This window comes from Pedobacter sp., from assembly GCF_965227205.1.
In the GTDB taxonomy this organism is placed as follows: Bacteria; Bacteroidota; Bacteroidia; order Sphingobacteriales; family Sphingobacteriaceae; genus Pedobacter.
This window is the reverse complement of record NZ_OZ245727.1, coordinates 1-25,944: the sequence shown is the minus strand read 5'-3', so window position 1 is coordinate 25,944 and position 25,944 is coordinate 1. Positions and strand designations below refer to the sequence as shown.

Genomic DNA, 25,944 nt, shown 5'->3' with positions numbered 1-25,944 from the left:
TTATCCATTTCCCATCTCCCCTAAAGTCATTTATCTTCCATTTTTAAAGCTTTCACTTCTCATCCTTAATTAAAAGCCCTACATTTGCTTAGTGTAATTTTAACACTAAGCATCGCTATGAACAAGAACTTACTTCCGCTTACACTTGGTGGTTTAGGCATCGGCATTACAGAATTTGTAATGATGGGGCTTTTGCCAGATATTGCCAAAGATTTAAAAGTAACCATTCCAGAAGCAGGTCATTTAATTTCTGCGTATGCACTTGGTGTTGTAATTGGCGCACCGCTTTTAATAATCATTGCTGGTAAATATCCACCAAAAAAAATATTAATTGCCTTAATGGTAATGTTTACGGCATTTAATGCATTTTCTGCATTTGCCCCAACATTTAACACTTTATTCATCGCCAGATTACTTTCAGGCTTACCACATGGCGCATTTTTTGGCGTCGGTTCTGTTGTAGCCAGCAGAATTGCAAAAGAAGGTAAAGCTGCACAAGCGGTTTCATTAATGTTTATGGGCTTAACTATAGCCAACATTGTTGGTGTTCCGTTGGGTACATTTATAGGGCATAATTTTTCATGGCGCATATCTTTTGCAGTTGTGGTAATTGTGGGTTTAATCACTTTACTAAGTTTAAAACTTTGGTTACCCGCTTTAGAAGCAGCAAAAGACAGAAACTTAAAATCAGAACTCAGCTTCTTCAAAAAACGCGATGCCTGGATAATCATCTTTATGATATCAATCGGCACTGGTGGATTATTTACCTGGTACAGCTATATCGCTCCTTTAATGACAGAAGTTGCTGGTTTTTCTTCGAATGCTGTAACCTATATATTAATGCTTGCAGGTTTAGGCATGATGACCGGAAACTACCTTGGCGGAATATTAGCAGATAAATATTCACCTGCGAAGGCCTCTGCAGCATTACTTATTACAATGGTAGTTACCTTAACAATTGTACACTTTGTATCAGGCAATCAAATCTTAGCCTTAGTCATGACTTTCATTACCGGGGCAGTTTCATTCTCACTTGCAGCTCCAATCCAAATGCTTATGATTCAATCGGCAAAAGGCTCTGAAATGTTAGCAGCTTCTGCTAGTCAGGCAAGTTTTAACATTGGCAATGCATTAGGCGCATTCTTTGGCGGCTTACCTTTAGTTTATGGTTTTGATTATACTTCGCCAGCTTACGTAGGTGCTGCGATGGCCCTAATTGGTGCATTTTTCGCCTTCTGGTTAATCAAAAGCACACAAAATCAGGAAGTAGAAATTGATGAAAAAGTTGCTGTTACGTCTTTTCATTAATTAGAAAAGCAACGTTAGTGCTACTAAAAATTATCAGTCCGGCTATACACTTTACTTCGTTGCACTCCGTGTTCGTTTCTATCCGGTTTATAGTCAACAGTCAGTACAATAAGCCCCACAGTATTAGCTTGCAGAACGTAAAAGGTTTTGTGATGCACTGTTTTATGTTCAATAAACTCCGATTGAAACGGAAATCCTTTTTTGAGATTCTAACGATAAAAATTGTTATGCTGTTTCCTTTAATAAGAAACGACAATTAATAGTACCACAGCAAGCCAAAAAAAGATTGAAGCAAAAAGCGGGGCGAATTAGCCAAGCACCACTAACTTCAATTTTCTAAAATTTTTAATCCATATAAAAATAGGTAGCTATATTTGGGCATGCTTAAAAAAGAACGCTATAAACTTTTTGTCGAACATTTTTCGGCAAAGCAGCCAGATGCAGAAACAGAACTACATTACAACAATCCATATCAGCTTTTAGTAGCCGTAATTTTATCTGCTCAGTGTACCGATAAAAGGGTTAATATGGTTACTCCTGCTCTTTTTCAGCGTTTCCCAAATGCAAAGGCATTGGCTGAAGCAACACCCGATATTGTATTTGATTACATCCGCAGCATCAGTTATCCAAATAATAAAGCAAAACATCTGGTTGGCATGGCTAACATCTTATTAAACGAATTTAATGATGTGGTTCCATCAGATATTGACGATTTACAAAAAATGCCGGGTGTAGGCAGAAAAACAGCAAATGTGATTGCTTCCGTAATTTATAATGCCCCGGCAATGGCAGTTGATACCCATGTTTTTCGCGTGGCAAACAGGCTTGGCTTAACGAATGGCAAAACACCTTTAGCAGTTGAAAAAGATTTAGTTAAACATTTACCAGAGCACGATATTCACATTGCACACCATTGGCTAATATTACACGGGCGATATGTTTGTGTTGCCCGAAGCCCTAAATGCAATATTTGTGAAATAACTTATATGTGTAGATATTTTGAAAAACTAAATAAAACTGTCGTATTATAATTTTTTTTCAATTTACTATTGACATTAGCTAAAAAACAATTAACTTAGCTAAATATTTTAGTAAACAAGTTTTAAACAATTGATTTTAGCCGATAGATTAGTTTTATATTTACGCCTTACATGAAAGAAAAAATGAGTGCAACTGTCAACACAGATAAATTAAAAGCTTTACAGCTTACTTTAGATAAATTAGAAAAATCGTATGGTAAAGGTACGATAATGAAACTTGGGGATACTGCTATTGAACCACTTGAATTTATTTCTACAGGTTCTATTAGCTTAGATATTGCCTTGGGCATTGGTGGTATTCCGAAAGGAAGGGTTATTGAAATATATGGTCCGGAATCTTCAGGTAAAACAACTTTAGCAACACATATTATTGCAGAAGCACAGAAAAAAGGTGGCATTGCTGCATTTATAGATGCGGAACATGCATTTGACCAATTCTATGCAAAGAAATTAGGTGTTGATACAGATAACCTTTTAATCTCTCAACCAGATAATGGTGAGCAAGCATTAGAAATTGCAGATAACCTAATTCGTTCTGGAGCAATTGATGTAATCGTAATTGACTCTGTTGCGGCATTGGTACCAAAAAGTGAAATTGAAGGCGAAATGGGCGACAGTAAAATGGGTTTACATGCCCGTTTAATGAGTCAGGCGTTGCGTAAATTAACAGGTACAATTTCGAAAACTGGATGTTGCTGTATTTTCATTAACCAGTTACGTGATAAAATTGGTGTGATGTTCGGTAACCCTGAAACTACAACTGGTGGTAACGCATTGAAGTTTTATGCTTCGGTTCGTTTAGATATACGTAGAATTTCGCAAATTAAAGACAGCGACGAAGTTTCTGGTAACCGCGTGAAAGTTAAGATTGTTAAAAACAAAGTGGCTCCACCTTTCCGCATTGCAGAATTTGATGTTATGTTTGGCGAAGGAATTTCTAAAAACGGTGAGATTATCGATTTAGGTGTGGACTTTGGCATCATCAAAAAAGCTGGTTCTTGGTTCTCTTACGGAGATACAAAACTTGGACAAGGTAGAGATGCTGTTAAGCAATTACTAAGCGACAATCCTGAATTAGCGGAAGAATTAGAAGCTAAAATTAAAGCCGAAGTAACTGGCGATAAGTTAGAAGAAAAATAGTTTAAATCAATACAAACAAAAACAGTCCCGGTTATTAATTTAACCGGGACTGTTTTATTTAGTAGCTTTTGTTAAACTTAGTTCTGACTAAAAATGGCGTTAAAATCTTTGGTTATATAAACGATAACCAATATTGCCGCAATTAACAGTGCACCTAAGATAATCACACCCCAGCTTCCTTTTAATTTATTTTTATCTTTTCTAATCAGATAATATAAAATCCCCATTAAAGGAATTGCACAAACTATCCAAAATACTAACGATGCTCCAGTCATATTAAAAAATTATTATTCAAATTTAATTCAGTTGCCATCCTGTTTTCAGTTTTCGGTTGCCAGTTATCTGTTAAATAATCAATTAAACAAATCACAATGTTCAATTAACAATCCAACAATTTATCAGTTAAACAATTAACCAATTAGCAATCCAACAATTAACCGATTTATCAATTAAACAGTTAACCAACCATCAAAATTCCATCCTTGCTAAAGGCGAAACATCCTGACCAACAAAATCTTGTTTTAAAAATTTGTGGTAACCTGCAATTGCAATCATACCAGCATTATCTGTACAATATTGAAAAGCAGGAATGTAAACATTCCAACCCAGTTCTGTTGCGGTTTGCTCTAAAGTATTCCTTAAACCAGAATTGGCAGAAACTCCGCCTGCAATGGCAACTTCTTTAATGTTATATTGTTTTGCCGCCTTCTTAAGTTTATTCATCAAAATCTGAATAATACTATATTGAACAGAGGCACAAATATCGTTTAAATTTTCTGCAATAAAATTAGGGTTTTCCTTTTCCTGCTTGCGGATAAAATATAGAATTGAGGTTTTAAACCCGCTGAAGCTGAAATTCAAATCTGCAATTTGAGGTTCGGCAAACTTAAATGCTTTCGGGTTTCCTAATTGAGCATGTTTATCAATCAATGGCCCACCTGGATATGGCAATTGCAAAATTTTAGCCGTTTTATCAAAAGCCTCGCCTGCGGCATCATCTAAAGTTTCGCCCACAATTTCCATGTCGAAATAATCTTTGATTAAAACGATTTGAGTATGCCCACCAGAAACGGTTAAGCATAAAAATGGAAACTTTGGCTTCGGTTCATCAATAAAATGCGCAAGAATGTGTGCATGCATATGATTGACAGAAATTAGCGGTATATTTAACGCCAATGCAAATGATTTTGCAAAGGAAACACCCACAAGGAGCGAACCTAACAAGCCTGGTCCTTGTGTAAAAGCAACAGCACTTATGTCCTGTTTTGTAACCTTAGCATTCATTAATGCCTGTTGTACAGCAGGCACTATATTTTGTTGATGTACCCTTGAAGCTAATTCAGGGATTACGCCACCATAATTTTCATGAATTGTTTGGTTTGCAATAACATTGGCCGTAATTTTGCCGTTGTTACATATAGCAACCGAAGTATCATCGCAAGAGGACTCTATAGCAAGTATAATAGACAAATTATTTTTATTTAAGCTGCAAAATTATTAAAAAACTATTTAAAATACTCCTTTGGGTAATCGCATCAATACTTGTGCTGCTTGCGCTTCTTATTTTTTCTCTGCAGTTTAAACCTGTTCAAACTTTTTTTGCAAAAAAAGCAGCTGCGTATTTATCAAAAGAGCTTAATACTACTGTTTCTATAAAAAGCTTATACATCAAGCCTTTTAAATCTATTGTTCTTGAAGAATTGTTGGTGCTCGACCTTCAAAAAGATACCCTTTTAAGTACGCCAACCTTGATGGTCGATATCAATCAATTATCTATTGATAAAAGGATAATTGATATTAATACCATCCAACTGAATAACGGACAATTCTTCTTAAAAGATTTCAAAGATAATTCTTCTAACCTCGATTTCATTATTAATTATTTTGATGATGGTAAGGTTACTGTAAAGAAAAAGAAGAAACCCTATAAAATCGATTTCGGAAGAATCATTGTTAATAACCTGGCGTTTAAATACAAAAACTACAAAGCAAAAGATACTATACAAGGTAAAAGTGTAAACTTTGATAACGTTGATGTAAAGAACTTAAGTGTTATTCTTGAGGGTTTAGATACTAAAAATCATATTCTTAAAACCAATATCAAAAACCTGACTTTGAGAGAGCGCAGCGGTTTCTATTTGAAAAACTTAACCGCAGAAACTACTGTTGATACCAATGCAATTGAACTTAAGAAATTAATGCTGGTAACCAACCAAAGCAGACTGACTGATTATTACAGGATGCAGTTTAAGAGCTTTAAAGATTTCAATCATTACATAGATAATGTGAGGATGAAGGCTTTATTTAAAGACAGCCACATATCTTCAAAAGATGTAGCCTATTTTGCTCCCGAGCTAAGTACAATGAAGCTGGATTTAGATGTTGATGGTCAGATAACAGGTTTAGTAAATAACCTTAAAGCCAAAAAATTATCTATTAGGTCAGGAAAAGCAACGCATATAAAAGGCGATTTTGTGATTAAAGGTTTACCAAAGTGGGAAGAAACCTTTATGGATTTGAAAATCGAGATGGCTGGAACAAACAAAACGGATCTGGATGAGGTACTTTCAGGCATCACTGGTAAGAAGAAAAAACTGGTTCCTAGTATTGTAAACAAATTTGGAAACATAAATTTCAATGGTAGTTTCACTGGTTTTCAAAATGATTTTATTGCTTACGGAGAATTCAAGACTAAACTTGGTCGCATTGTTTCGGATGTAAACATGAAGATTGACAAGAATGATGTACCTTCTTACACCGGAAATGTTAAGACTTTTGATTTTAATATCGGCAACCTTTTAGATGAAAAAAGTCTGGGTAGGATATCATCTTCACTATATGTTAAAGGCCGTGGAACGGAACTAAAAGAACTTACGGAGAAAATTGACGGTGCTATCGATTACATTGATTTTAACAATTACCGCTATCGCAACGTTAAAATTAATGGCACATTTGATAAAAAATATTTCGACGGAAAATTAACCATCAACGATAGAAATATCAAACTGGATTTTGATGGCGGCGTAAACCTGAACCCCAAATTACCGGTATTTAATTTCAATGCCACGATTACAGGAGCAAGACTAAAAGCCCTCAAACTCATTAAAGATTCGCTAAGAGTAGATGCAAAATTCAGCACTAATTTTTCGGGAACTGACCTTAATAATATTGAAGGAAGATTGAGGATTCAGGAAATTGTGCTGAAAAATCCGAAAGGAACATACAGCATCGATTCAGTAGAGTTGACTGCAAATGGCAGTGGTGTAGATCGTCATTTAACCATTAAATCAGATATTCTAGATGCCAGTATCGATGGAAAGTATGATTTAAATTCAATTGGCTCTTATTATAAAGCCATTGCAAAAACTTACATACCATCTTTTCAAACCCAAATTATAAAGTTTAAAGAACAGATTTTCCAATTCAACTTAAAAGTTAAACGATTTGAACCTTTAGCGCAATTGATTTCTCCGGGACTGGAATTATCAGAAGGTGCAAACTTTATTGGCAATTTCGATTCGAGAAATAACACCGCAACACTAAACGGATTTATCAAGAATTTAAAATATCAGGGCGTTGTTGTAAACAATATCATCATTGATGAAAATACAACTCCACAACAACTTCAGCTCAATATAACATCAGATAGGGTTCAGCTTAACGATAGCTTATTTGTAAAAGATTTTAACGTTTCGAATATTTTAAGAAACGATAGCTTAGCCTTCAACATTAAAACATCAAGTGCTGATGAGGCTAATAAGTTAGACTTAAACGGACTTGTTGAGTTTACTAAAAATCAGGACACCACTGCCCGATTGAGTATTCTTCCATCTATCCTACAAATTAATAACGAAGAATGGAGAATCCAGGAGAAGGTTCGGATCGTTTTAAACAATGGTAAAACCGAAATTAAAAACTTTGATTTAACTAACGATAAGCAACAGATTACAGTTGATGGTTTAATATCCGAAGACCCGAAGGATTTATTGGAAGTCGGTTTTCAAGACTTCAACCTTAAAACCATTAATTTCTTCACCAGAGGTTTTGGCGTTAAACTCGCCGGAAATGTGAATGGTAAAACTAATTTATACGGCATTTTAAAAGCACCGAGAATTAGCGATGATATTAAAATTGACTCTCTGAATTTCAATGACATTTACATCGGTACACTTACTGATACTTCTTCGTTTAACGAGGGTAACAAAATAAATGTTTACACCAGAATTATGGCTAATGATTCGGAAACGTTTAAGGTTACCGGTGGTGTAGATTTAAAGGAAAAGGAACTGGATTTAAATGTGAAGATGGATGAAAGTAAACTGACTATTTTCGAACCATTTGTTAAGAAACTTGTATCAAACTTAAAAGGAAATGTTTCATCAGATTTAACCATTAAAGGGAAGTTAGATGATCCAAAAATTAACGGAACGCTTTCACTAGACAAGGGTCAGCTAATGGTAAATTACCTGAAAACAACTTATGTAATTAGCGATAAGGTAAATGTAGAAAACAGCATTATTACACTTGATGATTTCAAGCTAAAGGATTTAGAAGGACATGAAGCTACAGCTGAGGGTAGTGTTGATTTAAATAACCTTGACGACCCAACACTAAATGTTACGGTTAAGGCAGAAAGCCTGATGGCACTAAATACCACTTCTAAGGATAATTCGGTTTATTTCGGAAAAGCTTATGGAACAGGTGTTTTTAAATTCACTGGCCCTACAAGTAAAATGAAGATTGACATTAAGGCCAAAACAGAAAAAGGTACTGTTTTCAATCTTCCGCTAAATAGTTCAGAAACCGTATCAGATAAAGATTTCATTAATTTCATTAGCAGAGATTCGGCAAAGGTTGTTAAAAAGGTTACAACTTTTGATGGTTTAACCTTAACATTTAAGCTTACAATAGATCCGAATACAACCGCAAACATTTTTACAACTTTAGGAAATTTAAGCGGAAAAGGTAATGCCGAGCTGAATCTAAATATTAATAGCCTTGGCGATTTTGAAATGTCTGGAGATTACATTATCGAAACCGGAAGTTTTGATTTTACCGCACAAGAAGTAATTAACAAAAAATTTGAAATCAGGCAAGGTGGAACCATCAGGTGGACAGGAAATCCTACCGCAGCACAAATCAACCTGAAAGCCGTTTATGCACTTCGGGCGAACTTAAATGAACTTTATAAAGCGGCCAACAGAGATGCAAGTAGTAATGCAAACCAAAGGGTAAATACAGAAGTTGAAATGGGATTAACCGGCTTACTTTTACAACCGGATATTAAGCTTGATATTAATTTCCCTGCACAGCCAGCCATTAAAGAAGAACTTCAAACATATTTCAGCGACCAGAATAACCTGAACTTACAGGCCTTTAGTTTAATTATCAGAAGAAGTTTTGCACCCGGAAACGGTGGAGAATCAATCGGTAAACAGTTAGGTTCTAGTGTTTCAAGTACAGCGACTGAGCTTGTATTTAATCAGTTCAATAATGTATTATCATCGTTAAACCTCAACTTTGTCGATTTAAACGTAAAATCGTTAAGTGAGGCAAATGCTTCATTTAAGTTCTTCAATGATAGATTAATTATTAACGCAGGTATTGTAGATAGAAATAGTTTAAATGATTTTACGGTAATCGATTTCTCTAAAAACAATGTTGGTAGCGAGGTTGAAGCTTTATTCTTAATTAGAAAAGATGGAAGCTTAACCGGAAAACTAGCAAACAAGCCACCAACGCAGCAAAGTATTTTCTTAAACAGTGGTATCAGTTCTACCGCAAATGTAACATCAGTTGGTTTAGTTTACACGCAGCAGTTTGATACGTTTAAAGAATTTCTACAAAAATTATCCGGTGCTTACAGAAGAAATCTGCGTAAAAAAGAAAACGAACAGCCGGTAAAAACCAATCGCACAATAAATAAGGAAGCGATTATAAATCAGAATAAAAATAATCCGAGGAAGTAATTTCTGTTGACGGTTATCTGTTTTCTGTTACCAGTTACGGGTTGCCGGTCTGGGTGTTTAAAAATGGTTACCAGTTACGGGTTATAGGTTGCCGGGCTGGATGCTTAATAGAAAGTTGTTAATTGGATCCAAACAGGTAACTGACAACTCGCAACAGACAACACAATAAAAAATTTGTCAATTGAACCCAAACAGGTAATTGACAACTCGCAACGAACAACGCAATAAAAACAACGTAATAAAAAAGTCGCTATTTGGATCCAAACAGGTAGCTGACAACTCGTAACAGACAACGCAATAAAAAATTTGTCAATTGAACCCAAACAGGTAATTGACAACTCGCAACGAACAACGCAATAAAAACAACGTAATAAAAAAGTCGCTATTTGGATCCAAACAGGTAGCTGACAACTCGTAACAGACAACGCAATAAAAACAACGCAATAAAAAAGTTGTCAGTTGAACCCAGACAGGTAACTGACAACTCGTAACAGACAACCGAAAAACAGTTACCCTTTCATAATGGAATGACCCATTTTATCTCTTTTGGTTTTCAAGTAACGTTCGTTATGTACATTACTTTCAATTTCGATGGGAATATTTTCTACAACCTCTAAACCGTAACCAATTAATCCGGCACGTTTAGTTGGATTGTTGCTCATTAAGCGCATTTTAGTAACGCCATGTAGTCTTAAAATTTGAGCACCAACACCGTAATCACGTTCATCACCTTTAAAGCCTAATTTAATATTTGCTTCAACGGTATCAAAACCAGCATCTTGTAAATTATACGAGCGTAGTTTATTGATAAGTCCGATACCACGACCTTCCTGATTCATGTAAACCACAACGCCTTTCCCCTCTTTCTCAATCATCTCTAAAGCTTTGTGTAACTGCGGACCGCAATCGCAACGGCAAGAGCCAAAAATATCGCCAGTTACGCAAGAACTATGTACACGAGCTAGAATCGGTTCGCCTTCATTCCACTCTCCTTTTGATATTGCTAAATGCGTTGCATTATTATCTAATTGCGTATAAGCAGTCATTTTGAAATCGCCCCAGGCAGTTGGTAAATCAATACTCACCTCCTGCTTTACCAAACTATCAATGCTTAAGCGGTAAGCAATTAAATCCTCAATAGAAATAATTTTTAACTGATGTTGTTCTGCAATTTTAAGCAAATCTGGTAAGCGAGCCATTTCGCCATCTTCTTTTAGTATTTCTACCAAAACACCAGCGGGTTTAAAACCTGCCAGTCTGGCTAAATCAACAGCTGCTTCGGTATGTCCGGCTCTTCTGATTACGCCACCATCTTTTGCCCTTAAAGGGAAAATATGACCAGGTCTGCCTAATTCATCAGGATTTGTATTTGGATTTGCTAAAGCAAGCATCGTTTTAGAACGGTCGCTTGCAGAAATTCCGGTTGTGCAACCATGCCCTACTAAATCAACTGAAACCGTAAAATTTGTTTCATAAGCTGCTGTATTTTTGCCAACCATTAAATTTAGGTTTAGCTCATCACAACGTTCTTCAGTTAATGGAGCGCAAATTAAGCCACGCCCGTATGTAGCCATAAAATTAATGACTTCAGGCGTTGCATTTTCTGCAGCAGTTAAAAAGTCACCTTCATTCTCTCTATCTTCATCATCAACAACGATGATAACTTTACCGGCTTTGATATCTTCAATAGCCTCTTGTATGGTGTTTAATTTTGTTTGCATTTTATGTAAAGTACAAATTGCCTATCATCAGATAATTAAATCTTTGAATAGATTGATACAAAGGTACAACCTTATTAAGCAATATAATTAAGAATATATCATTTGGAAGTAAATGATAATAGATTTATTTCTGCTTTATCCTGAGGAGTTTTATAAAAAATTGTTTGTAGTAATTCACGTCGAACAGCGCCGAATCTACAGTAGCTTTGTAGGTTAAAAATACAGCTAAAGGTGTTAGTATGATAAAGGCAATCCACATTCCAAATACCGGATTTAAATTCCCTTCCCTGGCCGATTTTTCGGCAACAGTAGTAATAATGTGGTAAATAAGGAAAAAGATTACAGCTATTACAACGGGCAATCCCATTCCACCTTTTCTAATAATTGCACCCAATGGCGCACCAATAAAAAACAATAATATGCATGAGGCAGCAAGCGTAAACTTGCGTTGATACTCTACACTTGTAAAGATAATTTCGCCCTTTAAATCTTCCTGCACTGGCGCACCATAATCTAAACCTTGTTTCATTGTAGAGACAATATTTGCAGCATTTTGAACACTTTGAAGTCTAAATCCATTCGGAATATTTTTCAAAATATCTTTATCTATCTTTTTTGGAGCGATTTTCACTTTAGTGTAACCTAAGGCAATGTTCGACTGTTTGAAATTATTACCTAATGTTACGGCTCTGTTAATGTTTAAAGTATCCATCTTTTTTGTCAATGAATCTTGTTTTCTTTCTATGCCTTTTAAATTCAGCATTACGGTATTGCTACCAAAATTTCCTTCCTCAGTTTTTTGCATATCAAAAGAAGCCATATCAAACTTAGGCTGCGTTTCCTTAAAACGACTTCTATACATTATCTGCCGAGGATTATAAACACCACTCGAACTTGCCTGTTCCTCGTAGGTTACACCGTTTTTTAAGTCGAAAATCAGGTATTTTCCGTCTGGGGATTTATTTAATTCACCTTCTTTTGCTAAGATAACTTTCGGAATGCCATTTGTTCCTTTATGATCGTAAATCATAATTCCGAACATCTTACCGTCTTCATCTTTGCTATCTACCCGGATGGAATAATCGGGAATGCTGTTATTGAATACACCAGGTTTAATTAAGAAGGCTAATTTTTTATTCCTGACATCAAACATCAATGAATAAAATTTAAGATTGGCTTTTGGCAAGATGTAATTAGAAAAAACAAATGAGCCAGCCGTTAGTATCAGGATAAGCACTAACAAAGGCTGCATCGCTTTTCTCAATGAAATGCCTGCAGATTTTATGGCAACGAGTTCGTAGTTTTCGCCGAGTGTTCCAAAAGTCATGATGGAAGAAAGCAAAACCGAAAGTGGTAGTGCCATAGAAATTTGCACCATCGATTGATAGTACATTAGTTCCAGAATGGTGTACCATTCGAAACCTTTCCCAATGATATCATCAACGTATTTGAAAAGAAAAAACATCAAAAGGATAAACATCATTACAAAAAATGTTGCAATGAATGGCCTGATGAATGATTTTATAATTAGAAGATGTATCTTTTTCACCTTACAAAGGTAAACAATGCATATTTATTTTATGCACCCAAAACACTTATCAGATAATCAATTTGGTTATCCCAGATTAATTTTTTTTCTGCAAGGAGGTCGTCTGTTGTAAAATCTGTAATGGCTAATGCAACATCGTTGGTTAGTTCGTCTTGCACAATTTCCATTTCAAAGTAGCACTGTGGTTCATCATCTAACCACTTAAACTTAACTAATTTGTTTTCTTTTACCGAAACCAGCTTAGCTTTTAACTGCTCATCATCCCAGGTAAATGTATAAACCTGATCGCGAAAATTTACATCATCAGCAAACCATTGAGATAAGCCATTTGGCTCACTTATAAAGCTATACAGTATTCGTGGCGACGATTTAACCTCGTACTCAAGCGTAAATTTTTTCTTTTCTGCCATGTTAATTCATTACCAGAATATTATCCCGGACTATTTTTTTTATTTTATTTTTCTAAAGAAAGGTAATTTATTCTATATTTGCAACTCCAAAAAATAACCACCTAAATATTTGATAATATAAGCAAATATTTTTACCCGGCGGGGTAGCTCAGATGGTTAGAGCGCAGGATTCATAACCCTTTCAAAAGCTTAATTTAAACATTAGAAACGTAATATTTTACATTATTTCATCATCTTGATACACAGATGAGACTAAGAAATAATTAATTTCCGTCTAGTAATGATTAGCAATCACTGAAGTTTACATAATTCATTTGATTTATGTTCACAGCACCACAAATTTCAACTAATGACGATTTAAAATCACGCTCTTTCATTTACTTCTACTACAATAACATTCGTTACAAGTTTTATAACGGCAACAAAATAAATGTAACCATTTTTCCAAACCATGCTAAAACTTTGAAAGAAAGAAATAAGCTTTTAATAAATCTTCAGAACGCTTACTCTAAAGCTCTTCATAATAGTTGGAATCCTATAAATGGAACTGAAACACCACAAGAGATTAATTCAATAAGAGATCTATTTGGAGATGTACTAACAGAAAAAATCAGTTCACCATATAGTAAATTTTATAAAAGAGATTTGAAAAAAATATGCGAACAATTTCTGTCTTACCTACCTAAATCAATTTTAGAAAAAGATATTAAAGAACTACCATTTTCTGAAATTGATGGTTTTCTAAATCAATTTAAAACATCAGGAAGAAGTTATATGAACAAACGAACATCATTATCAATTTTCTTCTCAGAGTTTGTTAGAAAGAATATTCTAATAAAAAACCCAATTAGTAGAACTGGTAAACAAAAAATCAAAGCGAAGCTTCATGAAGTTTACGAAGATGAACAACTTAAAAATGTATTAAACTTTTTAAAAGCAAATTACTATAATCTTTACTTATGTGCATTAATAACTTATGGATGCATGTTGCGACCCCATCAAGAAATAAGGCTTTTAAAACGTAAGCATTTATCGGCTGATTTAGGGCAAATTCAATTATCAGGATCTGAAAATAAAGCAGGCAGAATCAGAACAGTTTTTATTCCAGAATATTTGAAAAAAGAATTAGCAGAAAGAATAAATAAAACTACAAATGCTGAAGCAAATATTTTCACTTTAACATCAGAAGCTTTCAATGATGACTATTTCAAAACTCAATGGTCAAGAGCCAAAACTCAAATGTTAAAATCTAATCTAATACAAAAAAATCATACGCTGTATTCATTTAGGCATACAGCGGCTGTTCAAGTATATAAAAGAACAAAGGATTTAAATATACTCCAACAACTTTTGGGACACTCAAATATGATTGTAACCCTTAAATATTTAAGAGGGCTTGGAGAGGCTAACAATGAAGAATTAAGGAATGTCTTACCAACTCTATAATTAAATTATCTAATTATTTTGAATTTAAAAACATACTAGTTAATGAATTTCTTAAAATCTAAAAGCCTTTCAGACTTTATTATTATTCCTATATTATATGGAATTGCAGTTGCTATTGTACTTGTTGGGAGTATTTTGGCAGTAAAATCTCTAGTGTAAGTAGCAAAATTTATCCCAAGTAAAATAATTCTTGACTTCAAATACATGTTACCATCCTTTGCGCTAAATGATGTTGGATTATATATTAAAACAGGAGAGCCACTAGAACCTGGATAAACAGGTATATCGCATAAGAAAATTTTCTTACCATTAAAGTCTTTATCAAACGGTGTAGCTGTTAAACCTCTTCTAACAACAGGTAAATCATTTATATCATCCCTTAAACCAAATGGATAGCCTATCATCAAGACCTCTTCAATAGCCATCAGCGATTTTTTAGTAGAATCATTCGGTATTAATGTTTCATCAAAACCCTTGAAGTATATACTAATGTTTTTAGATTTAAAATTATTTAACAATCCACCTATTGGAAGGATAGCTAGATCTACATCGGAGTCAGGATGGAGCATCCATTTTGTTTCTGGATTCTGTAAAATAACGTTTTCAGATAAGCCTACTAGTGGATTTCCAATTGAGTCAGCATGTTTAAATTGAAGTATCTGTTTATTCATACCATTAATTAGATGCTTGTTAGATACTATAACTGGGAAGTATCCTTTTGGAGTAGAATAATAAAAATAAAATCCAGTTCCACTAATATCTAAAGTATCAGTTCTCCCATCTTTGGTAATTATTTTTTGACAGTTTATCCTAATTGAGCTATTCACTAAATAATCCGAAGAATGTACAAGCTGTGAAAAAGCATTGAGTTTGATTGAAATCAAAATTAGTAGCGATATCCATTTCATAATATGTTTTCTCTAATGATGCATAGCTACAACTCTTTCCATAACAAGGCAAAATTTAACCTAAAGTCGGACAAAATAGGCTTAAAAAATATAATGAAAGTTCTGTTGTATGAAATAAGGGGCATTTTTTAATTTGCTTTATAAAATGTAAAATTTAATGTACTGCTATGACTAAACCAAGTGGCCCTTTAAAATTAAATCCGATGTGAAAAGCAATTGTTCCATTGTTTTTAACACTCTCCCACAATTCTTTGCAATGCCCTTTGTTGATAAAAATAGTGTCCCCGTAAGTATCTCTTCTTACTATAGCAAAGTTTAATTCTTTCCTAACAATAGAGCCTTTAAATACCTCATGTATTTTATTGTTATTTTGAATTACACCTCTAACTTCATGCTTTTTATCTGGGCTAAGTCTGGCAAAACTTAATACATCAAAAATTTCTTTCGCTTTTTCAATTTTGTTAAAGATATATAATGCACGAGCATACCAAAATTGTGCTTCATACCTTGTATCACCCAAGGTGAATGAACGTCTGTAATAGTGAATAATATCATGTTCATTTGTTGGTTCTAACAAACTGATATATTGGGCATACTTATAGCTTAAGTCTCTATCATTTGGCACTAGTTCAATTGTATGTTTGAGAACCTGTAATGCTCTGCCAATATCATTTGCCCTCTCAAGTGTTTTAGCATACCTAAGAGCTAGGTAAGGACTAGCTTTATTTAATTCCCAAGCTTGGTGCAATAGATTTATTGCTTTAGGTTCATTTTCTATTATTTCATTAAATCTTGATTCTATTTCCAAAATAAATTCTTGATCCGGAAAAAGCTGCTTCACAGCTGATAACAATTTTTCCGTTTCTTTTATCCTACTTTCTAAAGACTTATCATCGTTCTCATAGATTGCATGTTTCATCCTTAATATCAAAATTTTAAGAAGAGTATGGTAAGTATAAGATTGATCCTTATTCCCTCTTAAAATACTCTCGCATAATGATTTAGATTGCAATAAATAGTTATTTCTTTCAAGCTTACTTGAAGTGTTTTCAGCCTTTTTTAAAGCAACTTCTGCTAAGGAATGTGTTATTGATACATCTTTAGGTAATAATTCCAATGCATCTTTTAGATATTTCTCGGCTGTAAATAAGCTACCTCCTTTAGAATTCATTTCATAGACAGCACGCTGCTGGAGCAATTTTGGCTCGTCAGGATTATTGTCGCAAGCGATGTCAAATAGATTATTTACTTTTATAGGATCTTTAAAAATTTCAATTAATTTTTTAGCGTTCGTCATTGCTAAAAAAGCATTCAAATCACTTGAATAATCTATATTTAAGTATCCCAAGATTCTTACATATTCATCATACCTTTCTTGCTCTGTTTTTAATACTGTTTCAAAAATTATTTCAGCTATGTACGGATGCCTTGTTTTATATACGAAATCGTTTATCAGATAATTTCTTTCATCAAAGACAATCAATTCCAAAGGCTTATAAAGCCTTTCTTTAAATTCATTAAAATTAATCCCATGAACCCGGCTTATTAAGCCCGCTCTTGCATCAGAGCCTAGTCTGTGCAATATAGAAACTGTTAAATAAAGAGCTTTTGCTTGCTCGTCTCTGATTTGATTATACTCGTCTAAAATAATTTCTTCAAATGCTTTTCCACCTGTTGCTTCATAAAGTGCTACCAACAGTACCCTTCCAGCTTTCTCTGATAATTCCTTCTTGCGCTGCGCTTTATTTTTATTTTCCAAAAAGCCCAAGGAGTTATGCTTCTCCAATTTTTCAATTAGGTTATCAATTTCTTGAGATGAAAGATATGAAATTGGGTATGCATCGGTAATATAATTTTTGATTACAAGTTCTTCATTCCACACATTAGTCCTCTCAGAAGAGATAATTGTCAGGGGTATCTTTTCTTTATTTGCAATATTAATTAACGCGATTATAGACTCTTCATGTTCACTCGCATTTTCTATGAAGATATATAGACGTTCCTTAACATAGTTGAATAATTCTAAAATTGGTTCTGGCCTAAGCACAGTATTATTTTTAAAGAATATGCAAATCTTACCAAATTCAACTGCTGATTCCCAAGCAACCCTCTTCAGCAACACAGATTTTCCAGAACCAGCATGCCCCTTCAATACAAAAAAATATGTTTTTTCACTTTGTTGATATTTTTCTTCAAAAATTAGATTCGTCAATAATCTGTCTTTTTCACTACGCTGAACATCCAAGTTTTTGATTATGGGATCCCAATTTTCAAAAAAACCTTTATAAAAATGCTGAGGTAGCGTCTCTTTTGATGGTATAGAACTATGTACGTAGTCTACTTCACTATCCAATAAGTTAATTAAACTTTGAGTAGGCGAACGCTGATTAGTATCAACTTGAAATTTAGAATATATTGGTCTTTCAACTTCTAAAATTAAATTACTTAATTTCCTGTCATTTAGAGTTATTTTTGAATCCACTATTTTTATAAAATCCTCGTGCCCCATAGAAATTGGTTTGATTTTTTTATTTTCCCAAAAGGATATCTCTTCTGACCTAAACGATGGTTTAACCATATAAGATCTCGGCTTTGCATCTTTCAGACTTTCAATTTCTTTTAAAATAGTTCTTATGTTTATATCTTGATTGCTGTACCCAATAAATAGAATAGAATAATCCATGGCTAATTCATAAAGCTTGCTGAATAATCTATCTCTGTTGACCTTATGGTCTACATACTGCTCCGTTGATAGGATTAGAGGAAGATTAATGTCGTTTATATAGCTTATACATCCATGTAATTTATAATATGGGACACTAGTTGGGCTTTTGAAAATTTGCTGTTCTGGTGTATTTCTAAATACTGGTGAAATTTCTTGAACATTATCTTTGATTGCAGCATACGCCTTTTCCAAAATCAAGTCATAATTTGTTGTAAAAATTGCTTTCCATGGTAAGGATGCAAATTTCAAATGATTCTCATTTGGGGAGAAGTCTTGGAAAAGTTCAGCTATAAACTTCTGCACAGTAAACAAGTTGGATACATTAATAGCCATTTCTGAAACAAAGGTTAGTGGTTCATTATTATACTCACCATTTAAAAAATATTCAGAAATCAATTTTGCCAATTCTTGTCCTAAAGGTGGCTTTTTGTTTTGAGGGTGCTTAGCATTAAATGCAAAACCAGAGCCAAGAAATAAAACAACATTCTTAGCCTTAATATTTTCAATTAGGTTATAGTCTAAATCCATAAAGAGAGTTAATTATTTTCCAATTTAGTAGTTCTGAACTAATTTTAAAAGAAACTTTACAATTATGTTAAGAATATTGAATGTTATAACCTAATTTGGTTTATGCATCCGCTTGAAAACTATTTTAATTTATTCAACACCAATCATGCTGGTTTAGAATTTAGTGATGGAGATAGAGGATAGTTTACTAATAAGTGGATTTATCAGCTGTTAGTAATTGAAGAGAGTACTTAGTGTTGAACAGACCGACAAACAAGTGAATATACACTAGTTCACAACAGCATAGAAATAACTGTGGGAAAAGATTATGAGGTTGCGGTCGTTTTTTAGCGAGTTATGCTTAATTCATAGACGTTACAAACCATTTTAATAATAGTACCGCTTAGTTTTAGGCTAAACGGTACTCTAATTTTGCTACTATTTAATTAACTATATACTTTTTGTTCTTCAAAAGGTAACACTTTTCAGCCTTTTTACCTGTCCATTTTGTTTTAATTTCTGCATGATAATATTTTAAAATATCAGAACCTTTACCAGTCTTTGGCAATCCCAAATCTCTGTAAATTTTAGAAAACTCCTCCTTTACCATAGCACTTGGATAAAAATTGAATGGATTGAATTTTAAATCCAACAATTTCATAATTACTGCTGAAAATTCTATGCCTGTATTTAGCTTAATTATTGATTCCGCTTTCATCGCTTTCAAGTTAAATTTAAGTTCAACCATTCTGTCATACCCTAAAGCATTATAAAGCTTTACGAGTTCAGGATTAGCGTCCAGTAATTTATCTTCTTCGGCAGATTCAAAGTAGTTCTTACCGATTGTTTTTGCAGACTTTTGTAACTGGATAATTTCATGTATTTTATTTAAAATAATTTTATTTTTAACCTTCTTAGCTGTTCTCATACTGTTAAGTATCTGTTTCTCTTTAGTAGAAAAGACTTCATCACAAACCTCAACATCAGCTTCATATCCAACATTAGACCATGCTTTAACAATAGATGAAGAACTTACATACTGTGCTAAAGAATAAGTCTTATTTATTTCAGCATCTAATTTAAAATCATTTAAGAATACATCTCCTGAATAATTAAAATTAGCATAACTCTCTACTACAGGCTTAAGTGAAGTTAGAAAATCATGTTTACAAGTGGGATACAAAACTAGATTATTAGTTTCATTATAATAGTTTATCATCCTCTCCGCATTTTGTTTCACTTGACTTGCAATCCGTTCTTTACTCTCTAATTCCATTCCTTCTAATTTATTTGTATTTGTAATATGAATAATTGCTTTAGGTGTACTATTTCTTAATCTGCCAATAGACTGCACTCCCTTATTTTCTATATTAAAGCACGTTTTCGTATCAGAAACGTTTGAAACTAATATTATAACAGCATTCTTATCATGTAAGTCCCAACCCTCACTATATTTTGAGGTATAGAGATTAACACTATTTGGAACATGATTAGATTTTATATTAGCTATCAGACCAGAAAAATCACCTAAATTTTCTCTATTATCCTGACTGTCACTACAAAATATGGAGACATGCTCATTTCCAATTAAATTAATTAGGTCAACAAAACCCACTACGCTTTGATAAAACACATGGGCATTATTCCCATCCTTCAAGACATTTTCAATTACCGTTTTTAAGGCAGATATAATGTTATTACTCAAGACAACCTTTATTCTATTATTTGAAACGGTATCAAATTCAATATCAATTTTTTTTAGACTCTCAAATCTTCTATCGGAACAATGGTACGGAGTTGCAGACATTATAGACTTCTCAGTAAAGTCAAAAAAATAATCATAGGGCTTAGCTATTCTCTCTCTGTATTTACCTTCTGTTACCACGCTATGTGATTCATCCATTAGTAAAAAAGCTTTATCCTTAATATTGTAGTTTATCACTTTTGAAGCCTCAATTATCTTATAAAAGCTATCTGGGGTGCTCATAAATTTAAGTTTTTCCCCACTGATTGTTTTATCTTCAATGTATTTAACTATTTCAGGAATTTGGATGTTACCGTAAACCCCACATATATTTTTAAAATCTTGCTTTTTACTTTCTATCGTTGGAGTATTAGGTACTACAATGATACTGTTTCGATCATCCTTTAATTCCATAGTTGTCCCACCAATTCCACATCTTCCTTTATTTATTATTGCATTCCCAGGAATATGGGTAAATGCTGCACCTATGTAATCTTCTTTATTTATTTTATAACTATAATTCATATATTTTTTTTTAGACGCACTGATTTTTTGTTAACCTTTTCTTGAAAAAAATCTTTATTAAAGAATGTGTGATTTTTAATAAAAAAAGTTAAGATATATTGAAAGAAATAGGGATTAGCTAAATCCCCTTCCAATATGAATTATACAGTGCTGTTAAATGTTATTGCTTTTGAGTAGAAATTCAAAAGACTTTGGACAGGTAGAATAAGTATAAAAATCAAATATCCTCAACCAGATATAAAGATAAGTAAAAAAAATCGACAATTCCAAATAATATTCTGAATTACAAAAATAAACAAAATTAAAATTTTTTCTATTTCTCAAAAGATATATGTAATAATAGCTTGAACGGTGGCTTTAAACGCTCCCCCATACCTAAGTTTGCGATGCTTGTACCCCCTTGTATCTGCCTAATTCAAATTATTTATTCACCTAAAAAAATTATCATGGTTTTAATAACTGGTTATCAAAAAAAGCAAAAAGATGAAAAAGAGTTTCTCTTGCTTGAGTTACAGGGAGATGTAGAAATTGTTATCTCTGAAACAACAGGCTTACCTTATGCCACAATGAGGAAAACGTTAATGTCATCAACCTTTGATGAAAATACTTGCAAAGCATTAATTGGAAAAGAACTTACAGGAGAAATTCTAAAAGTTGAGACAGATGAATATGAATACACTGTACAAGCAACAGGAGAAGTAAAAACCCTTAACTACAGGTATATGTATTCTGCCAATGGGAAACAAACTGCTGAACAGGCAGTATTTAGCTAAGAGAGAAACAACAGAATTAGAAAGGATTATGATAACTCAACCATAGTCCTTTTTTATGCAAAAAATTTTAAGCAAATGGAAATCAGAAAAGCTGAACGTAAAAAAGCTAAAATTAAAATGGCTGTTCAAGGAGCATCAGGCAGCGGTAAAACTTATTCATCACTGCTAATAGCTTATGGATTGTGTAAAGACTGGAATAAGATTATTGTTATTGATACTGAAAATAACAGTGCCGATTTATACAGCAATTTAGGCGATTACAATGTACTAAATGTTCAAGCACCATTTACACCTGAGAAATACATTGAAGCGTTACAGATGTGTTTAAAGGCTCTTGCAGAGGTTATAATTATTGATAGTACTAGTCATTGTTGGGATTATTTGATTGACCTGCATGCTAATATGAGCGGTAACAGCTTTACAAATTGGAGTAAGATAACACCTAGACAAAACGCCTTTATTAATGCTATCCTAAAGGCAGATTGCCATGTAATATCTACTATGAGGGTTAAGCAGGACTATGTTCTCAATCAAAAAGACGGCAAATATGTACCTGAAAAAGTTGGACTGAAAGCCGTTCAGAGAGACGGAGTAGATTATGAGTTCACTTTGGTTTTAGATATAAATGCTAATCACCAAGCTACTGCATCTAAAGATAGAACCAATTTGTTTGTTGGCAAGCCTGATTTTCAAATCACATCAGAAAATGGAGAACTTATTTCAGATTGGTGCAATAGAGGCAAAAGTGAACTAGATGATGTTAAATTACTTATTAACTCTTCTAATGGAGTAAATGAGCTTCTAACCATCTTCAATGCTTATCCACAATATCAAAAAATCCTAACAAGTGAATTTACACTCAAAAAAGAAAAACTACAACAAATTAACCAATCATTAACAATTACAAAATTTAATCAAGATGGAAGTTTTAAAGTTAACTCATAATCATACAGATTCTCCTTTTATAGAAGAAAACCAACTAAATTCAAGCCCTTTTATTGTGGCCAACACATTAGAATCAAACATAAAAGATATAAAGGATAAGCACCTTATACCTGTTTTTGTTAAAGATAATCACCCTGTAATAAGTCAAGCAGATTTTATAAATCTAACCTCTGATATTACAAATCACATTTTTAAAGAAGAAATTGTATTACAACCAAGTGTAAGGGTTAGCCACCCAATCAAGGGCAGAATACCAGAGGCTAAAGAGAAACCTGCTCATTTGTTGTTGGAAGAAGAAAAAACAATCTACTATGAACGTATGGCTTTTGCGATTGAAATACCGTCAATTACAGATGATATTAACGGTAATAGATTAAATTTAACGATTGGAGGTATAAAGGCATACAATTTGGATAACCTACACAGCAGAAAAGGTTCTGATGAAAGATTTAAAATCTTTATTGGATTCCAAAATAAGGTCTGTACCAATATGTGTATTTCTACTGATGGTTTACTTGCTGATTTAAAGGTTAGGGGTATCGACGAACTTACTGATGCTATTTTTAATCTGATTGAATGCTATAATGCTAAACAGCACTTAGACCAGCTAAAAAAACTAACCAAGCAATCTTTAACAGAACAACAGTTTGCCCAGCTGATTGGTAAAGCAAGAATGTACCAACATTTACCATTGCAAAATAAAAAGCATTTGCAGGAATTAAATTTTGGAGACACGCATATCAGTAACGTAGTTAAAGATTATTATCACGATGAATCCTTTTGCAGAGAAGATGATGGAAGTATTAGTACATGGAAGCTATACAACCTTTTCACAGGAGCAAACAAATCAAGCTACATAGATACGTTTTTAGATAGAGGTCTTAATGCATTTTCATTTACTAATGGTATTGCTGACTCTTTAGCCAAACAACAAAGTAACTGGTTTATTAACTAAAAGATAGCCTGTCAATTAGGATGGGCTATTTTATAACAAATTTTCTTAGCCAATGGATAATTTAAATTTTTATAAGTATGAGAATGAAAAAAGTTTACTGGTTGTCAATGGACAAGGCCAAATTAAAAGGCTCTATTGCCCTTTTCCTGTTACTAATAATGTTCGTCAAATTTTAGCAGTGAGTGCAATAGCCGCAGGCAATGATGAAAAAATCTACTACAAGATTAATGGAACATATTATGAATATAGCTCTTTTGTGATTTTAGGCAACTAATTAATTGAATTACGGTAACCCGTAAACTGAAGAAATACTTAATTCAGATATTGCATTTAAAAAAGTATGAAACAAAATTAAATGTCAAAATCTAGCAACTCACATGCTCTTATTTTTAATGCTTTAGAGATTGCATAAACTGTAGATATCGTAGTATTTATTTTTGCTAATTCTATGTCAGAAATTTGGGAATACTCTATATCGGCTTCTTGAGCCAGCTTTTCCATAGAAAACCCTTTAAGCTTTCTTATACGTCTCAAATGAGCCCCAAAAGCGACAATATAATCTTGATTTCTAGTATTAGCCACAGTGGGCTAAATTCCAATTACATCACCTAATATATTATAGGATATATCCTATATTTGAATTTAAATTAATACTCACTATGAAAAAATTCTTTTTTTATACCTTAAACCTTTTAGGACTTCTATTAATCGTATTTGGACTATTCTTAACCTTTAATGAATTTAAGCTTATTCTAAAATATTCATCTTTAATCAAAGACTATCCAAATCAAACTATTCTAACTCAGTACGGAAGCACTGCAAATAGCTATTTAGACTCAGCCTGGAAATCATTAGCTATTTGGGGATTATTTACCTTACTAGGATGGATTATCATTTACTACAGCGACAAATTTTTAAAAGGTAAAAGATGGATAAATGATGAATATGCACCTTTTATTGTCATAGCAATTTTGGCACTTCCTGTTTATTATTTTTTTTCAAGCTTATAACCTGAAATGAAAATCATGAATTTTTTTAAGTTAGTATTTCAATTTGTAGTCTCTATTTTATCTCTAGCTCTTATGCTAAGCATTTACTTATTGCCTACGGTCTGTATAGTTCTAACTAACCAATTTCTAGAATCAAAAATTGGAGAATTTTGGTCTTTCAGTTTTTCTGCGCTAATAGGACTCATTTTATATACCTTATTAGGCTCACTAAAATCTTCCACTTCAGATAACATTCGACGTTCAGCATCTGATAAATAATTTAGTTATGAGAAACATTATCAAAAAAATATTTCTGCTATTAAAAGAAAACTACAAAAGTATTCTTTATACAATCTTAATTCTATCAGCTTTAGGAACTTTTCTTGCCCCAGAACCAGCCTCACTAATTGTTTTTATTGAATTATTTTTAGGAATATCTGCAGTATTTACAGGGTTTTTGCTTATTGGTATCCTGTTAACGTATTTTAAAGACTAATCTTTATGGCAACTAAATATAAGTTCTCCTGCTCAAACTGTAATTACCAAGTACAGCTTACAGTTGGTTTAACTAAAATTCAGCATTATAGAAAAGATAAAAATGTAGAGTTAGCAAGTTGTGGCTTTTGTAAAACCTTATCAACTACTAATAATAAACTTTGTCCTAACTGCAACACCAAAGCTGAAACAGGCAAATGGTTTTCTAAGAAAACGGGATTTAAGATACTTGATATTAGAACCAATGACAATAATATAATCTGCCCTAAATGTGATTTTAAATACATTAAGGTTATGCCAATAGCATTTATTGATTAGGCATGCAAATAGATAGATTAATTAAAATCCTAATAATTCTAATCTTAATTGTATGCTTATTTAAGTTTCCATATTGGGTTTATACTCTAAATAGGACATTGGTTGCAATTGGTTTTGTTATTTTGTGTTATAGAGCAAATAGGGCGTTTGGAGAAAACTCAAATATCACGCTTTCATATCTTGGAGTAGCCTTTGTATTTCAGCCTATTTGAAGACCAATGTATTTTGGCAGAATATCGTGGATTATAGTTGATTTAGTAGTAATTGCTTACTTACTGTATATGCTCTTTAAGCTCAGCAACTACAAATTTAAATGAGACACAGATGAGACAGCACAGATAATAAACGACAACCAAAATCGTATTTTCAACAATACTAGAAATTCTTTATATGATTTATAAACTTTCAATAATTAATTAAATAATCCAATTTTTAACCAGTAAACAACAGTGATTGTCAAGAAAGCTAATTAATATA

General features: G+C 33.1%; 22 protein-coding genes. 13 read left to right on the top strand and 9 right to left on the bottom strand.

Annotated elements, in window-relative coordinates:
- The first annotated feature begins 117 nt into the window (after positions 1 to 117).
- The 3 genes from ACO05K_RS00110 to recA all read left to right on the top strand — a co-directional run bounded on the left by ACO05K_RS00110 (position 118) and on the right by recA (position 3,488).
- Complete coding sequence (locus tag ACO05K_RS00110; RefSeq protein ID WP_421942442.1) at positions 118 to 1,308, top strand: MFS transporter; 1,191 nt, start codon at positions 118 to 120, stop codon at positions 1,306 to 1,308.
- A gap of 380 nt (positions 1,309 to 1,688) precedes the next feature.
- Positions 1,689 to 2,339 (top strand): endonuclease III, encoded by a 651-nt coding sequence (nth, locus tag ACO05K_RS00105; RefSeq protein WP_421942441.1) that lies wholly within the window; start codon positions 1,689 to 1,691, stop codon positions 2,337 to 2,339.
- 132 nt (positions 2,340 to 2,471) lie between these two features.
- A complete protein-coding gene (gene recA, locus ACO05K_RS00100) occupies positions 2,472 to 3,488 on the top strand; it encodes a recombinase RecA (protein WP_421942440.1) in 1,017 nt (338 codons plus the stop codon).
- Between the two features lie 77 nt (positions 3,489 to 3,565).
- On the opposite strand, the gene ACO05K_RS00095 is transcribed toward recA, so the two are convergent.
- Both ACO05K_RS00095 and tsaD read right to left on the bottom strand, forming a co-directional pair.
- Entirely contained in the window at positions 3,566 to 3,763 is a 198-nt protein-coding gene (locus ACO05K_RS00095; RefSeq protein ID WP_421942439.1) for a hypothetical protein, read from the bottom strand.
- 193 nt (positions 3,764 to 3,956) lie between these two features.
- Positions 3,957 to 4,958, bottom strand: coding sequence for a tRNA (adenosine(37)-N6)-threonylcarbamoyltransferase complex transferase subunit TsaD (gene tsaD, locus ACO05K_RS00090; protein ID WP_421942438.1), 1,002 nt, complete (start codon positions 4,956 to 4,958; stop codon positions 3,957 to 3,959).
- A gap of 74 nt (positions 4,959 to 5,032) precedes the next feature.
- Here tsaD and ACO05K_RS00085 point away from each other — a divergent pair, with 74 nt between their 5' ends.
- Positions 5,033 to 9,457: a translocation/assembly module TamB domain-containing protein gene (locus tag ACO05K_RS00085; RefSeq protein WP_421942437.1), complete on the top strand. Its 4,425-nt coding sequence runs from the start codon at positions 5,033 to 5,035 to the stop codon at positions 9,455 to 9,457.
- Positions 9,458 to 9,966: 509 nt separating this feature from the next.
- On the opposite strand, the gene ACO05K_RS00080 is transcribed toward ACO05K_RS00085, so the two are convergent.
- The 3 genes from ACO05K_RS00080 to ACO05K_RS00070 all read right to left on the bottom strand — a co-directional run bounded on the left by ACO05K_RS00080 (position 9,967) and on the right by ACO05K_RS00070 (position 13,137).
- Entirely contained in the window at positions 9,967 to 11,178 is a 1,212-nt protein-coding gene (locus tag ACO05K_RS00080; RefSeq protein ID WP_421942436.1) for a bifunctional 3,4-dihydroxy-2-butanone-4-phosphate synthase/GTP cyclohydrolase II, read from the bottom strand.
- Positions 11,179 to 11,302: 124 nt separating this feature from the next.
- Complete coding sequence (locus tag ACO05K_RS00075; RefSeq protein WP_421942435.1) at positions 11,303 to 12,727, bottom strand: LptF/LptG family permease; 1,425 nt, start codon at positions 12,725 to 12,727, stop codon at positions 11,303 to 11,305.
- 29 nt (positions 12,728 to 12,756) lie between these two features.
- Positions 12,757 to 13,137 (bottom strand): START-like domain-containing protein, encoded by a 381-nt coding sequence (locus ACO05K_RS00070; protein WP_421942434.1) that lies wholly within the window; start codon positions 13,135 to 13,137, stop codon positions 12,757 to 12,759.
- 321 nt (positions 13,138 to 13,458) lie between these two features.
- On the opposite strand from ACO05K_RS00070, the gene ACO05K_RS00065 reads away from it, so the two are divergent.
- Positions 13,459 to 14,583 (top strand): tyrosine-type recombinase/integrase, encoded by a 1,125-nt coding sequence (locus ACO05K_RS00065; protein WP_421942433.1) that lies wholly within the window; start codon positions 13,459 to 13,461, stop codon positions 14,581 to 14,583.
- A 35-nt stretch (positions 14,584 to 14,618) separates the two neighbouring features.
- Here the strand turns inward: ACO05K_RS00065 and ACO05K_RS00060 are convergent, their stop codons facing one another.
- The 3 genes from ACO05K_RS00060 to ACO05K_RS00050 all read right to left on the bottom strand — a co-directional run bounded on the left by ACO05K_RS00060 (position 14,619) and on the right by ACO05K_RS00050 (position 20,992).
- Positions 14,619 to 15,491 carry a S1 family peptidase gene (locus ACO05K_RS00060; RefSeq protein ID WP_421942432.1) on the bottom strand — a complete coding sequence of 291 codons (873 nt, stop codon included), beginning with the start codon at positions 15,489 to 15,491 and terminating at the stop codon, positions 14,619 to 14,621.
- A 154-nt stretch (positions 15,492 to 15,645) separates the two neighbouring features.
- Positions 15,646 to 18,744, bottom strand: a complete 3,099-nt coding sequence (locus ACO05K_RS00055; RefSeq protein ID WP_421942431.1) for an SIR2 family protein — start codon at positions 18,742 to 18,744, stop codon at positions 15,646 to 15,648.
- Between the two features lie 421 nt (positions 18,745 to 19,165).
- On the bottom strand, positions 19,166 to 20,992 hold the full coding sequence (locus ACO05K_RS00050) for a hypothetical protein (RefSeq protein ID WP_421942430.1): 1,827 nt from the start codon (positions 20,990 to 20,992) through the stop codon (positions 19,166 to 19,168).
- Positions 20,993 to 21,438: 446 nt separating this feature from the next.
- On the opposite strand from ACO05K_RS00050, the gene ACO05K_RS00045 reads away from it, so the two are divergent.
- The 4 genes from ACO05K_RS00045 to ACO05K_RS00030 all read left to right on the top strand — a co-directional run bounded on the left by ACO05K_RS00045 (position 21,439) and on the right by ACO05K_RS00030 (position 23,939).
- Positions 21,439 to 21,765 carry a hypothetical protein gene (locus ACO05K_RS00045; protein ID WP_421942429.1) on the top strand — a complete coding sequence of 109 codons (327 nt, stop codon included), beginning with the start codon at positions 21,439 to 21,441 and terminating at the stop codon, positions 21,763 to 21,765.
- Positions 21,766 to 21,840: 75 nt separating this feature from the next.
- The gene (locus ACO05K_RS00040; protein WP_421942428.1) at positions 21,841 to 22,710 is read left to right on the top strand and encodes an AAA family ATPase; all 870 of its coding nucleotides are present in this window, start codon (positions 21,841 to 21,843) and stop codon (positions 22,708 to 22,710) included.
- Positions 22,685 to 23,665, top strand: a complete 981-nt coding sequence (locus ACO05K_RS00035) for a DUF3871 family protein (protein ID WP_421942427.1) — start codon at positions 22,685 to 22,687, stop codon at positions 23,663 to 23,665. Before ACO05K_RS00040 ends, ACO05K_RS00035 begins: the two co-directional genes overlap by 26 nt.
- A gap of 52 nt (positions 23,666 to 23,717) precedes the next feature.
- Positions 23,718 to 23,939: a hypothetical protein gene (locus ACO05K_RS00030; RefSeq protein ID WP_421942426.1), complete on the top strand. Its 222-nt coding sequence runs from the start codon at positions 23,718 to 23,720 to the stop codon at positions 23,937 to 23,939.
- 77 nt (positions 23,940 to 24,016) lie between these two features.
- Here the strand turns inward: ACO05K_RS00030 and ACO05K_RS00025 are convergent, their stop codons facing one another.
- Complete coding sequence (locus ACO05K_RS00025) at positions 24,017 to 24,247, bottom strand: helix-turn-helix domain-containing protein (protein ID WP_421942425.1); 231 nt, start codon at positions 24,245 to 24,247, stop codon at positions 24,017 to 24,019.
- A gap of 77 nt (positions 24,248 to 24,324) precedes the next feature.
- Here ACO05K_RS00025 and ACO05K_RS00020 point away from each other — a divergent pair, with 77 nt between their 5' ends.
- The 4 genes from ACO05K_RS00020 (at position 24,325) to ACO05K_RS00005 (ending at position 25,679) form a co-directional block, all read left to right on the top strand.
- On the top strand, positions 24,325 to 24,675 hold the full coding sequence (locus ACO05K_RS00020; RefSeq protein WP_421942424.1) for a hypothetical protein: 351 nt from the start codon (positions 24,325 to 24,327) through the stop codon (positions 24,673 to 24,675).
- A 265-nt stretch (positions 24,676 to 24,940) separates the two neighbouring features.
- The gene (locus tag ACO05K_RS00015; RefSeq protein WP_421942423.1) at positions 24,941 to 25,150 is read left to right on the top strand and encodes a hypothetical protein; all 210 of its coding nucleotides are present in this window, start codon (positions 24,941 to 24,943) and stop codon (positions 25,148 to 25,150) included.
- 5 nt (positions 25,151 to 25,155) lie between these two features.
- A complete protein-coding gene (locus tag ACO05K_RS00010; RefSeq protein WP_421942422.1) occupies positions 25,156 to 25,467 on the top strand; it encodes a hypothetical protein in 312 nt (103 codons plus the stop codon).
- A gap of 2 nt (positions 25,468 to 25,469) precedes the next feature.
- The gene (locus ACO05K_RS00005; protein ID WP_421942421.1) at positions 25,470 to 25,679 is read left to right on the top strand and encodes a DUF6804 family protein; all 210 of its coding nucleotides are present in this window, start codon (positions 25,470 to 25,472) and stop codon (positions 25,677 to 25,679) included.
- Positions 25,680 to 25,944 lie beyond the last annotated feature (265 nt).